Annotated in this window: 11 protein-coding genes and 1 riboswitch; of the genes, 2 read left to right on the top strand and 9 right to left on the bottom strand. The window is 45.2% G+C overall.

The annotated features are described in order from the left end of the window. Nucleotides 1-78 precede the first annotated feature (78 nt). Together RH061_RS04805 and RH061_RS04800 are read right to left on the bottom strand one after the other, a co-directional pair. A complete protein-coding gene (locus RH061_RS04805) occupies nucleotides 79-1176 on the bottom strand; it encodes a sugar ABC transporter substrate-binding protein (protein WP_311074335.1) in 1098 nt (365 codons plus the stop codon). A gap of 223 nt (nucleotides 1177-1399) precedes the next feature. Then, nucleotides 1400-1507, bottom strand: a riboswitch (SAM riboswitch). Nucleotides 1508-1659: 152 nt separating this feature from the next. Then, nucleotides 1660-4404, bottom strand: coding sequence for a dynamin family protein (locus RH061_RS04800; protein ID WP_311074334.1), 2745 nt, complete (start codon nucleotides 4402-4404; stop codon nucleotides 1660-1662). Nucleotides 4405-4775: 371 nt separating this feature from the next. On the opposite strand from RH061_RS04800, the gene RH061_RS04795 reads away from it, so the two are divergent. Next, entirely contained in the window at nucleotides 4776-5285 is a 510-nt protein-coding gene (locus RH061_RS04795) for a hypothetical protein (RefSeq protein ID WP_311074333.1), read from the top strand. Between the two features lie 51 nt (nucleotides 5286-5336). Here RH061_RS04795 and RH061_RS04790 read toward each other — a convergent pair whose 3' ends face one another. From RH061_RS04790 to RH061_RS04760, 7 genes are all read right to left on the bottom strand, one after another. Further along, nucleotides 5337-5558, bottom strand: a complete 222-nt coding sequence (locus tag RH061_RS04790; protein WP_311074332.1) for a hypothetical protein — start codon at nucleotides 5556-5558, stop codon at nucleotides 5337-5339. 99 nt (nucleotides 5559-5657) lie between these two features. Next, nucleotides 5658-5855: a hypothetical protein gene (locus tag RH061_RS04785; RefSeq protein ID WP_311074331.1), complete on the bottom strand. Its 198-nt coding sequence runs from the start codon at nucleotides 5853-5855 to the stop codon at nucleotides 5658-5660. Then, nucleotides 5848-6375, bottom strand: coding sequence for a QcrA and Rieske domain-containing protein (locus RH061_RS04780; RefSeq protein ID WP_311074330.1), 528 nt, complete (start codon nucleotides 6373-6375; stop codon nucleotides 5848-5850). The genes RH061_RS04785 and RH061_RS04780 overlap by 8 nt, the downstream gene beginning before the upstream one ends. Nucleotides 6376-6393: 18 nt before the next feature. Continuing rightward, complete coding sequence (locus RH061_RS04775) at nucleotides 6394-7134, bottom strand: Mrp/NBP35 family ATP-binding protein (RefSeq protein ID WP_311074328.1); 741 nt, start codon at nucleotides 7132-7134, stop codon at nucleotides 6394-6396. A 267-nt stretch (nucleotides 7135-7401) separates the two neighbouring features. Next, nucleotides 7402-7953: a 4Fe-4S dicluster domain-containing protein gene (locus RH061_RS04770; RefSeq protein ID WP_023625614.1), complete on the bottom strand. Its 552-nt coding sequence runs from the start codon at nucleotides 7951-7953 to the stop codon at nucleotides 7402-7404. Between the two features lie 13 nt (nucleotides 7954-7966). After that, the gene (gene fdhF, locus RH061_RS04765; protein WP_311074327.1) at nucleotides 7967-10096 is read right to left on the bottom strand and encodes a formate dehydrogenase subunit alpha; all 2130 of its coding nucleotides are present in this window, start codon (nucleotides 10094-10096) and stop codon (nucleotides 7967-7969) included. Next, a complete protein-coding gene (locus tag RH061_RS04760; RefSeq protein ID WP_311074325.1) occupies nucleotides 10077-11246 on the bottom strand; it encodes an MFS transporter in 1170 nt (389 codons plus the stop codon). The genes fdhF and RH061_RS04760 overlap by 20 nt, the downstream gene beginning before the upstream one ends. Before the next feature lie 391 nt (nucleotides 11247-11637). Between RH061_RS04760 and RH061_RS04755 the strand changes: the two genes are divergently transcribed. Continuing rightward, entirely contained in the window at nucleotides 11638-12627 is a 990-nt protein-coding gene (locus RH061_RS04755; RefSeq protein ID WP_311074324.1) for an NADPH:quinone oxidoreductase family protein, read from the top strand. Nucleotides 12628-12663: the final 36 nt, after the last annotated feature.

Below are 12663 nucleotides of genomic sequence, written 5' to 3'. Positions count from 1 at the left end.
GTGTCGCTATATAATCGAGAAAGTCGCTATAATAATTTTTTTCAGCTATAAAAACATCTCAACTAACCATTTCTATCGTTATTTCTTATAGTGATCCTTCAATTTTTCCATCCAATCTTCCAAAAATGCATCAGATTTTCCCCAGCCTTCGATGATTTCAGCCAAATTCGCCATGTTCACCGGATTTTTTGACTGCTGAAGCTCTTCCTGTGAAATCAGTGAGGCTTCAAGGTCATATGTCGCCGGTGTTTCTTCGCCGGCAAGCTTTTTCGCTAGCAATCTCATATTCACTTCCCCAATCAGCTTCGGATCAACAGCGGCTGTGTATTTCCATGGGCTGCCTTCTCCCTGGATTTCCTGCAGGTCAGCATTGGAAACATCAATTCCGTAAATCTTGATTTCATCGCGGCCAGCTTCCTTGATCGCACGAGCAGCGCCAATTGCGAATGCGTCCCAAGTCGCGAAAATCGCGTCAATTTCCCCTTTTGGATGCTTGTTCAGCATCGCTGCCACAGCGTTCTGCGTCTGTACGCTTGTATCGGCTGCCGCCACTCCGAATCTCTCAATCTCTTTGATTCCTGGGTTTGCCTTCAAGGTTTCCTGGTAAACTTTATTTCTTCTGACCATTGGCGGGAAGCCATCCACCCATAAGTAAACAATATTGGCTTCTCCATTTTGGTCCTTCACAAGCTGATCCAGCGCCTGGGTCGCGAGGGCTTCATCGTCCTGGGAAGTAAGCGTGACACCTTCTACCTGAGCAAGGTCCGGATTCGAATCGAATGTCACGACACTTTTGCCCTCATCCACCAACTTTTTCACATCATCCACTGTTGCTGCATCGTCACCATGCGAGATGATGAATCCATCATAGTCCTGCTGAAGCCCCTGATTGATCGCGTCATGGAATTTCGCTGTATCTCCATTCGCTGTAAAAACGTCTACCTTGAAGCCGAGCGCTTCTCCTTCTGTTTTCGCTCCGGCTAAAAATTGAGCAGTATGATCGTCGCCGCCAATCTTGCGGATGACTTTGATCTTGACTTCTTCACCTTTGGCAAATCGCTCCGGCACCCCTTCTACAGGACCGCTGGCCGTTTTTGTCTCTCCGCCGCCGCATCCTGTCAGCAGCAATGCAGAAGCAACTGCACCTAAAAATACTTTTTTAATCCCTTTTTTCATCTAAATTTCCCCCTTTGATTGATCTGCCTAACAAACATATGAAATGTGCAAGCGCCTTGGTCAGCCCCGAAAAGCGCTGGAGGGCCGACCAGTGAAGTCGCTCTTTGACTTCATTGGGCGGACCGAAGCGACTCGAGGGGCTAGGCGCTGGAACAAGACAATAAAAAAACCTCTCCAGAAAAGAGAGGTTTCAAACGCAGTAAATTTCAAAGGTCGGATTCCTCTCTTATCTTTCAAAACAAAAAATTGTTTTGCAGGATTTAGCACCAATTCCAATTGGAACGGTTGCTGGGCGTCATAGGGCCAGTCCCTCTGCCACTCTTGATAAGAGAATTTCTTTATTGAGTTAATGTTGCAAATCGATAAATTTTACTTTAAACTCCTATACTCATATTGTCAATATTATTATGAAAATTTAATTTTATTCTTTTTTCACTACCAAGCAAAAAAGAAGACCCCAAACTCGGAGTCTTCCTTTTTCGCTTAACCTCTGCCTGCCGCTGTCATCCATTCAAACTGGCGAAGCTTCACTTCGTACAGTGTCAGTGGGTCACGGTACAATTCTGGATTTATTCTCATTTTTTCAAGTTCGTTCTTGCCATAGTCGATTTCGGAATTGGCCTCTTCTACTGCTTTTTCTAGTACAATGAATGGGTTTTTGAAGAACAGGTTTACATCTCGTTCAATCGATTTTTCGAAAATCTCGAATTGCTGCAGGAATCTTTTCGCAGTGGTTACCCCGATTTCATAATAGTCTTCTGTCTCCAGATAGGTTTTGTATCGGTTATATAGCATCGCATTGTTCTGCGGCAGCACGCCTAGCAGTTTGCCTGCACTCTTCAGGAAGAACTGCTGCGGTGTCGACCGGTTCATGATGTTGACCTTTTCATAGTGAACGCCATTCGTCATCCGGCTTGCATCGCGGCGCCAATCATCAAGCACCCTGAAATCGCAGTCAAGGCTGATTCGTTCATCTCCATACATCGAATTAAAGCCATCGGCCATCTCATTCAAATAGTTTTGGCTGTGGTCGAATTCGTCCTTCGAATGCTGAATCCAGCCTTGTAGATCATCATGGAATTTCGGCAGCACGGTTTCATCAAGATATTCCCTTATCTTCTTGTTCATTGCCTCATCCATTTCAGTATGGATTTTTCCGAAATCACTATCCTCTGTCACCAATTCAGAACAGCTCCGCAGTATTTCCGGAATCTTTTCTATGATTTCCGTGCGGGTTTCGTCCTTGATTTTACGGTATGACTTCTGGATGGATTTCGATTTCTCTTCCTCGATGTCACCAAGCTGATTGATCGCACCATTCAGCTTGCTCACCATCTCTTCGTTCCAGCTGATTGTTTCCATATGGTCATTTTCGATTTCAATCCGTTTATCAAGCAAATACGTGATCGCCCTTCTGACAAAGAATTGCAGTTTTGCCGTACGCTCCTGCTCGAAGTCGACTGCGCTTCTGGTTGCTTTAATAAAATCAGAGAAATCTTTCAGCTGCTTGCCTTTGTCATAATTAGCAGAGAAAGCGAACATTTTTGCATCAGGATAATATTGGCTGATTTCCGCTGATGTTTGGTCAAATACTTCTATTGCCTCCTGCTGACTGTAGATATCATCTATTTTATTCAACAGGAAGTGAACCGGCAGCTGCGGGAAGAACTCGGAAATTTTCGCGAGGATTTCCCTTTCTTTTTCCGTAAAAGGATCATTTGCGTTAAGCACGAATAATAAGCTGTCAGCAAACCTCAAGTAATTGTACAACGGGTGATTGTCATAGTTATTGCGATTGATTCCTGGAGAGTCTATCAGCGCCATCTCATGGTCGTGCAGGAATGGGAACTGAGCTCTGAAGTCAATGATCGTTTCATTTTTATGGCTCTGGCGGCGAACTCCGGCAGATTCCTTGAAGTCCTCAATATTGGTAATCTGGCGGACTGCCGTATCGTTTATTTCCTGGATTCCCGGATTCTCATCGTTCATGAACCTGATGACTGCCCCAGTTGGAGATGTAATCAGCTCTTCGCCAACAATCGTATTGACGAAGGATGACTTTCCATTCCCAGATAAACCGGCAATCAGCAGATTATGGACATAAGTTTCCTGCAGCTCCCGAACCATCCATTTTATCCTGTTGCCCACTTCAATTTCATGATTCTCTGCCCATTTGGTGATGGTCTCAAATAGCTGCATGCTATCTTGGTAGCCATTATCGTACTGGCGCGAATTCAGCACAAGGTTCTCCGCATCGTGAATGGCCGACGTGGTAATGGTTCCTGGAAATACCTCATTCCATGCAATGATTGATGATGCCGAAACAAGGCTGTTAACTGGACTCGTGATTTTCAGCCAGTTCGTTAGCAACTCAGGAATCAGCGGGGAAATTTCCTTAATCAATCGATCTCCATTAATCAATTCGAAATAAGTATCCTGATAGACCGCTGACAGATGGGTCCAGCCATCTCTTCTATTGCCGTCCATCCCGCTGAACAATTGGTTGAATTCCCTCAGCCATTTCATATAGGAACTTTGATCCCTGTAACTTTCCCACAGGGATACCGACAGCTGTTCAAACCGGCTTCGGTCCACCTGGAATAGAACGGATAAAGCTTCGTTAAAATAGGACGATGAGAACTGGCGGGTATGCCCCTGTTCTACATACTGATTCAAGACGTCGAACCACTTAGGCGAACCGGTTCGGACCCCTTCATTGACTGCCAATTCAACGGCATTTTCCCAGTCCAGATGCTCTTCAAAGAAAGCGCGGGCAATTTCCGTTACTCCCGGATAATCCGGATCCAGCTGCACAGACTTCTTGATGACAGCAACCGCTTTGTCAAGCTTTCCCTGTTCTATGTAAAGCGTCAAAAGCTGCAGCCCGCTTTCAATCCTGAGAATATTGCTATCTGTATCAATCGAAAGGTACAGGTCCTCTGCAGATGTGTACAGACCAATCTCAAGGAACGCATCACCCATGTTCTTTTTCGCCCATGGCTCCAGTTCATTCGTGATATTTTCCCATTTAAAAATAGCCGCTTCGTAATCCTTGTTATGAAAATAGACCTCTCCCTGAGCAAAACGGATGTATGACAAATCCGGCATATCATTCTTCTGCTCGTCAAGGTAAAGCTCCCCGAGGACACGAACAGGGTGTGCCTGGTTTCCTTGTTGCATATACGTTTCAAAATACGACTTTTTGATTAATTGCTCTTCAAATGTCATGATCTTCCTCCGACCTCTTCATAATATCAATCCAAAAAAAGAGCCTTCAGACTCCTTCAGGCATAAAAAATGTTTATCTAACTGTACTTTTTCCCTTTGCCAGCTTACGCTCAAACCTTATCATTGTATTCTATCAAACAATTTTTCATGCAAGATTTCATCCAGCTTTCAGTTTTGCTACAAGCATTGCAAAATTTGTAACCTTTTTAATAAACCATCCAGTTTTTTGCCAGTTCTTGTCGAAAAACGCCTCTGCCTATATCTTTCGAACTAAAAACAGGTTTTATGGGGAAGTAATGAAGTTTGTCACACCGCAGATAGGGCAAAATCATTATAATGAAGGTAACATTAAGACCGAAAAGGAGATTGTTATGCTTACTCTGAAACTTATGGGCACTCCCCTGGAACATATGAAATCACAACATATAAAAAACAAATCTGTCATGATGAACAACAAAACGATTGCTTCGATGAAGGAAAATGGAAATGAGGTTGAATTCCACATTGACCCTTACCTTGACCTGGATGAGTTTCAATTTCTAAGGGATTTAATCATGGATCTTAGCTATGGAAACGAGGCTGCCATTGATGAACGAGGCTGCCAGTTAGGCTATTTGGAGAACGGCGAGAAGGCGTTTTTGATCAAGAATTGGGAAGAGTGGAAGGTATTCTTGATGAAAGCCAAGCTAAGGACATTAGAAGGACAGAATGTGCAGGCATTGAATCCAGAAGGCGAAGAACTTGGGTCCGGACTATTAGCTGAATATGAAATTGCTGAGAGCCCGTTTCGCATCAACAGTTGCACCTTGATCACCCTGTTCGGTGAAAGGAAGTTCGAGGCGGAGAATATAAAAATCGTGCCGACAAATCAGTTTAGCTAATTTTTTATTCTGAGACAGTAAGGAAGCAGCGGATCAACTCCGCTGCTTTCTTCATTTGCCTTTTTTCAATTCATCAAGCAGCTGCTTTGTCCGTTTCGCATTGCCTTCCGCGAAGTTTTCAAGGCGGTCTTTCAACTCAGGATCGTCATGGACTCGTTCAGCCGTGATTAAGTAAGTACGCATTAAATCTTCTTCAATTTCAAGGGAATTTTCAAGTACTTCCTCAATTGATTCTTTTTTGCTGTCGTGATGAAAAAAAGATTGGGATACCATGTACACTCCTCCCTTTCGAACTCTTTTTCATGCCATTCCAACTGCTGCTATGGATGCAGTTGGTATAAAAAGAGCTCTCCTTTTATCATCGCCCCCAGCTTACTTTTTATACTCTGCCTTCTTCCAGATGAAGAAGGCTGTTGTTGCCAGGATCGTCGAAATCAGCGCGACGATAACCGCGCCATATACACGTTCATCTTCGTGCCCATAATAGCCTTCAATGGCATTGGAAAGCGAGAATACATTGATGGCAAGGAACAGGAAAATCGAGAAGAATGCTGCTCTTTTTTTATCCATGCCTTACTTCCCTCCCTACTGCGAACACCTTTCCGTCCTTGATTTCAAGCAGGATCTTAGGAAGCTCGCGCTGCGGCGGTCCTGCCATCGGCTGGCCGCTGTCTACATTGAAATAGCCTTTGTGGCAAGGGCACAGCAGGACATTTTCTTTATGCTCGTAAAAAACCGGGCATTGGAGGTGTGTGCATTTATTGTTGTAGGCAACGAATTTGTCCTCCGGTGTCCTGACCAAAATGGCTGGCTCGTTCTTCGTTGGATAGTTGAAGTTCCTGGATTCGCCGATTGCCAGGTCATCGATATCGGTGATTTCCACTCGCTTCACTTCGCCATTTTCATCGCGCAGGAAGGTGAAGATCCCGAATGGAGTCGTCGCAAGTCCGATTGCGACAGTTGCGCCAAAGGATGCCTTCAGGAATGCCCTTCTATTCAAATGGACATCGTCTTTCCTGTTCAGGTTATCGATCAGCTTGATCATATCTTTATCATCTTCATGATGGGTCTTTTTCTTATCATCACTCATAGCCAAATCCTCCCGTTCCTAGAGCTGAAACTTTGCATGTATTTTTTCTGCAAGGTTTAAGTATTCCATGAATAGCGCAGTATTCTCCTCTGCGATAGCAGGCGTTTCGCTATTCTCATCGGCTTCCTGAATCGGGAGCTGTCCCAATAGATCAGTGCCAAGCTGTGCAGCCAGTTCCTCGCCGCCGCCTTTTCCGAAAATAAAGTACTTCTGATCACTGTCTTCAGGCTTGAAGTAGGACATATTCTCGACCACGCCGATGACCTCATGCTTGCTCTTGATTGCCATGGCTCCAGCGCGTTCTGCTACGAAAGAAGCTGCCTTATGAGGCGTCGTTACAACGATTTCCTTGCTCTGCGGAATCATCAGGTGCATATCAAGCGCGACATCCCCAGTGCCAGGAGGCATATCGAGAATGAAATAATCCATTTCTCCCCACAGCACATCCTCTGTAAAATGCTGAATCATTTTTCCAAGCATCGGGCCGCGCCAAACGATTGGTTCATTGTCCTTCACAAGGAAGCCCATGGACATTACCTTGATGCCATTCGCTTCAACCGGGATGATTTTTCCGTTGAACGTTTTTGGCTTTGAATCTATATTCAGGATCTTCGGTACGCTGAATCCGTATATATCAAGATCGATGATTGCGACAGACTTGCCAAGCTTTTGCAGCGCAAGCGCTAGGTTCACTGATAAAGAAGACTTGCCGACTCCGCCTTTTCCGCTTGTCACCGCCAGCACATTTCCTTTTAACATTTAAAAGCACCTCTTTTTTGGATGGGTTATTATTCCCTACCTTATCTAAAATTGATTGAAACCTTTACTGGAAAAAATCGCTGAAAATTTCCAGTTCGCCAATATATTTTTATTTTCGCCAATAAAGTTGTCGTTTTCGCCAATAAAATCATTTTTTCGCCAATAAATTTGTGAAAACCGCCAATAAAATCAGATTTTCGCCAATATCCTCAAAAATAGAGCCGGCCCTAATGAACTTAGCGCTCTTTTCCGGCCGGCTCCATTAAATTATGACTGTGAATCTGTGTATACTCCGAAAAACTCAGGTACATAATCCCATTTGTTGCCCTCTTGCGGCTTTTTACCTTCAACCAGGTTCATCTGGGTACGTTTTCTGCGCAATTGCTGCATTTCATCGAAATCGATGAAGCGGATCGCGTCACTTGGGCAAACAGATGCACACATTGGCGCAATATCATGACGAGTTCTGTCATAGCACATATCGCATTTGTACATTTTGTTCGTTTCGAAATCGAATTTCGGGATACCGAATGGGCAGCCGAATGTACAGTTGCGGCATCCGATACATTTTTCTTCCATTGCAGACAGCACGACGCCCTCATCCGTGATCTGGATGGCGTTTGCCGGGCAGACACGTGCACATGCAGGGTCTTTACATTGCATGCACAGCATCGGGAATGTCTGGCGAGATTCAGTGAAGTCAACATATTCTACATAGTTCCGTTCTTTTGCATCATGGTCTCCGCACTCACGGCAGGCTGCCTGGCAGGCACGGCATCCGATACAGCGTTCAAATTCGAGATACATTATTTTGTTCATTATAGCCGTCCTCCTATTTACTTAGTTTTTCTAGCTTAACAGCACAAACTTTAAATTCAGGCATCCGTGAGATTGGATCCAAAGCCGGGCTGGTCAATTGGTTGACGGCCAGCTTTTTGCCCCAGTGATAAGGGACGAACATCGTATCTTTGCGGATTGCTTTCGTTATTTTTACCGGAGCGATCATATCGCCTCGCGGAGTTGTAAGCTTCACTCGTTCACCGTTCTCGATCTGGTACTGGCTTGCCAGTTCAGGATGCATTTCAACGAATGGCTCAGGACATTGCTCCTTCAGGAAGTCAACGCGTCTTGTCTGGTTTCCTGAAAGGTAATGGAATACGACACGGCCTGTAGTCAGCCAAAGTGGATATTCTTTTGACTGTACTTCTGCAGGTCCTCTGTAATCACAAACCGCGAGATTCGCTTTGCCGTCTGGCGTTTCGAACTTCTCTTTGAACATCGAAGGAGTTCCCTGATGGTCAAGTGCAGGAGCCGGCCAGAAGACACCGTCCTGTTCATCGATCTTTTCGTAGGTGACACCATAGTAATCGGCTTTGCCGCCTTTTGATGCAAGGCGAAGTTCATCGAAGATTTCTCTTGGCTCGTTATATTGGAAGTGCTGGCCTTTACCGAGACGTTCAGCAATCAGGCTCATGATCTCCCAGTCTGGTTTTGATTCACCGATTGGCTCAACTACTTTACGGATGTGGATGATCCGTCCTTCTGTATTTGTAGTCGTTCCTTCATCTTCTGCCCATGTTGTAGCAGGAAGTACTACATCTGCCAACTCTGCAGTCTCAGAAAGGAAGAAATCATTTACGACTAAGAAATCAAGGTTTTCAAGCTGTTCTTGCACATAGTTGATATTTGGTGATGATACAACCGGGTTTGAGCAAATGACATGAAGTCCGCGAATCGTCTTCGCCTCCATCAGGTGGAACATTTCGTAAGCGGAGACACCTGGCTGCGGCATTTCTTCAGGCTTGATGCCCCAAACTCCTGAAATGTACTCAACTGCCTTAGGATCAGTAAGCTTGCGGTAACCAGGAAGCAAGTCAGCCTTCTGGCCGTGTTCACGGCCGCCCTGGCCGTTTCCCTGTCCAGTAAAAGTCGCAACACCAGAAGCGAACTTGCCGATTTGTCCTCTTAAAAGAGCCATTGATGTGTAAAGACTTACGTTATCTACACCTGCTGTCTGCTGCTCGGCACCACGTGCGAACATAACGACAGAGCGAGGTGATTTTCCGAAAATATGTGCCGCTTTAATGATTTTTTCAACAGCAACACCAGTAATACCAGATGTATACTCAGGCGTGAATTTCGCCGTCATTTCCTTCAATTCTTCAAAATTATTGCAGCGTTCCTGCACGTACTCATGATCGACATAATCATGTTTAATCAAGAGGTGCATGATGCCATTAGCCAATGCTGAATCTGTTCCTGGAAGCAGGTCAAGGTGTACATCGGCGACTCTTGCAGTTGCAGTTTCACGCGGATCGGCAACTATCAGCTTCGCGCCTTTGTCCTTGGCTTTCCAGAACCACTGGATACTAGTCGGGTGACATTCTGCCGTGTTAGAGCCAGCCATGAAGAAGCAGTCGCTATGCTCGAGCTCAGTCCATGGAAGCGAGGATCCACGGTCAATTCCAAGCGTTTTATTGAATCCGCCTGCTGCAGAACTCATGCAATAGCGGCCATTATAATCGATGTAACGAGTGCCGAGTCCGACACGTGCGTATTTACCTACCAGGTAGCATTTTTCGTTTGTCATCGATACGCCGCCATATACCGCCAACGCATCTTTTCCGTATGTTCCCTGAATTTCTTTATACTTTCTTTCGATTAAATCAAGTGCTTCATCCCAGGTTGCCTCTACGAACTTTCCGTTCTTTTTGATTAACGGAGTCTTGATGCGGTCTGGATGGTCGATTGTCTGGTACGCCGTAACCCCTTTAGGGCACATTTTCCCTCTGGTCAAAACCCAGTCATAACGTGGTTCCACACCCATGACCTTATTCGTTTTTTCATCAACACGTATGTGCATGCCGCACTGCATCCCGCAGTAGCAGCAATGCGTTGTGACTAATTTTTCGCCTTTGCGAATCTGGTTCTTTACGCCTTCTTTAACGAGAAACTGGCTCATCGATTTTTTCCTCCTTCAAATCCTGGTCGATTCCGTAAAACTCTTCCGAACGCTTCTTGCTGAAGCCTGATATATGAATTCCATTATTGGTGCTTACTGGTCCGTATGGGTTGCCTTTAGGTGCTTCAAGATTCATTTGTTTCAATGCTCTCATCCTGCGGCGGCACCCTGTGCAATAATCTGAAAGGTATGAGCCGTCCGCAAGCTGCAGGTCGAAATTCTGGCTTTTTAAAATTGCCTGGACATCCGCGATCTGGTCATCATTGCTGTATGGCTGTCCGCAGCTTTTACATGATTTCGTATCCACTTTGACCACCTCTTGATAACTCATTGGTACTGCTGTAGCCAGCGGCCTGATTGGCACGTGGAACAGTTTTCCGAATGGGAAGTACATCAGCATGACGATGACTGTAACCTGATGGATGAGTGACATATAATGATGCATCCAGCCATCAAGGAATGTGTACTGAATTGTCAGGATCAAACCTGTAACGGTAACTGCCAGCAGAATGATCAATGGCAGAATATCGAATTCGAATCGCTGTGTTACTTTTACATCGTAGTCAGTGATGCGTCGGTATAAAGCCATTCCTGCTCCGATCAGCACCATGATTGCACCGATGTTCAGTCCGTTATAGACAATCTCGGCGAAAAGCCCGTGAGCCGCCATCGTGATGGTTGGCATATCGAACACGATGATCTGGTATGTTTCCGGATCGATCAGGTCAAAACGCATCCATCCGAATGTCAGTCCGAATGTGATCGCGAAAGAAATGATGCAGCCCCATGAAATCATGAAGTGCTGGATTCCGCGGTAGATGCCGCGCTGGAAAATGAATTTTTGCAAAATGATATTATCAATCAATGTTTTGATTAATGCTTTTGAATTACGTTTCAATCTTTCTTTATTAAAAAGGTTATCAACGCTTCGCTTCGCAACCCTGTTAGTTGCTTTACGCCACATCCAGAAGCTCATCCTGATTGTCAGGCCGATCGCGAAGACCGCTGATGAAATCGCATATCCCAGAAGCGCCATATCGATATGGACAAACTTCGATGTTGAATACCACATTGAGAAAAACAAGATCATCACAACGACAAATGAATACATGCTTGTTTTTGAGTAAAAAGATTTCTCGAATTTGTACAACTTTGCTACCTCCCTGTAAATCGTTCCCGATTTCAAAACTAATCTTATCATGGAAAAACAGTCAAAAAAGGGTCAAATTGTAAACACTTTGTGAATAGTGGAAAATTGATTTGATAATGTTTAACAGCCCTAACCACCACTGTGTACCTTACTTACCTAAATCTTAAGGGAGGCAGATTAAAAGATATGTGAAGTCCGTCACATCAGATAAATCGGACACAAAATCGTAATAAATTCGTGACGGACTTAACTTTTTACAATGATATCTATAGGGAGGGAATAGTTATTGTTCGTGGAAGGAAAAAAGAATCCCTGGGTAAGTTAAGTTATTAGATGTCTGGAACGCTTATGCCCTATACTAAAACTATCAAGCCAGGAAAGGTTGGGAGATATGGAGAATTTCAAAGCTTTTATGGTGAATAAAAATGAAGAGGATTTTACAGCTGAGGTAAAGATACTTAGATTGGAAGAGTTGCCTGCCGGGGATGTGCTGATCAAGGTGGCTTATTCGAGTGTCAACTATAAGGACGGATTGGCAAGCATCCAGAATGGCAAGATTGTCAGGTCCTATCCTTTCATCCCTGGCATCGACCTTGCCGGCACCGTGGTCCGTTCGGATGACAGCCGCTATAAGGAAGGTGATGAAGTCATTGCCACAAGCTATGAGATAGGGGTTTCCCACTATGGGGGATTCAGCGAATTTGCCCGTATTCCCGGAGACTGGATTGTTCCATTGCCTGAAGGCCTTTCATTGAAGGAAGCAATGGTTTACGGAACCGCAGGATTCACGGCAGCCTTGTCCGTCCATCGACTTGAAGAAAACGGTCTTACTCCTGAAAAAGGAAAAGTGCTCGTGACCGGAGCAACCGGCGGTGTCGGCAGCGTGGCTGTTGCGATGCTCGCCAAGCGGGGTTATCAGGTTGTTGCAAGCACAGGAAAAGAAGCGGAACATGACTACCTGCGTGAAATTGGCGCAGCCGAGATCATCAGCCGCGAAGAGCTTGCCGGTGAAAAATTCAGGCCACTGGACAAACAGTTATGGGCAGCGGCTGTTGACCCGGTTGGCGGCAAGACATTATCGTCAATCCTCAGCAAGCTTGATTACAATGGTTCTGTCGCAGTCAGCGGCTTGACTGGGGGAACAGATGTCCCGACAACTGTGTTCCCGTTCATCCTCAGGGGAATCAATCTCCTTGGCATTGATTCGGTTTACTGCCCAATGGAAACAAGAAAGCTTCTCTGGCAGCGGATGGCTTCAGACTTGAAGCCTGAGGGATTGCTCGAAACCATTCAAAATGAAGTTGGATTAGAAGAACTGCCTGGCGTCCTTTCCAGCATCTTAAAGGGCAAGAACCGCGGGCGTACGATTGTGAAGATGTAATAAAAAGCCCAAATCCGGTTATTGACTGGGTTCGGG

The organism is Mesobacillus jeotgali, from assembly GCF_031759225.1.
Classification (GTDB): Bacteria; Bacillota; Bacilli; order Bacillales; family Cytobacillaceae; genus Mesobacillus; species Mesobacillus jeotgali_B.
This window is presented reverse-complemented; position numbering and strand designations above follow the sequence as displayed.

Coding starts and splice junctions, on each gene's coding strand:
- RH061_RS04785 (WP_311074331.1), bottom strand. CDS start 5,855: ATGGATAAAAAAAGAGCAGCATTCTTCTCGATTTTCCTGTTCCTTGCC.
- RH061_RS04780 (WP_311074330.1), bottom strand. CDS start 6,375: ATGAGTGATGATAAGAAAAAGACCCATCATGAAGATGATAAAGATATG.
- RH061_RS04775 (WP_311074328.1), bottom strand. CDS start 7,134: ATGTTAAAAGGAAATGTGCTGGCGGTGACAAGCGGAAAAGGCGGAGTC.
- RH061_RS04770 (WP_023625614.1), bottom strand. CDS start 7,953: ATGAACAAAATAATGTATCTCGAATTTGAACGCTGTATCGGATGCCGT.
- fdhF (WP_311074327.1), bottom strand. CDS start 10,096: ATGAGCCAGTTTCTCGTTAAAGAAGGCGTAAAGAACCAGATTCGCAAA.
- RH061_RS04795 (WP_311074333.1), top strand. CDS start 4,776: ATGCTTACTCTGAAACTTATGGGCACTCCCCTGGAACATATGAAATCA.
- RH061_RS04755 (WP_311074324.1), top strand. CDS start 11,638: ATGGAGAATTTCAAAGCTTTTATGGTGAATAAAAATGAAGAGGATTTT.
- RH061_RS04800 (WP_311074334.1), bottom strand. CDS start 4,404: ATGACATTTGAAGAGCAATTAATCAAAAAGTCGTATTTTGAAACGTAT.
- RH061_RS04805 (WP_311074335.1), bottom strand. CDS start 1,176: ATGAAAAAAGGGATTAAAAAAGTATTTTTAGGTGCAGTTGCTTCTGCA.
- RH061_RS04790 (WP_311074332.1), bottom strand. CDS start 5,558: ATGGTATCCCAATCTTTTTTTCATCACGACAGCAAAAAAGAATCAATT.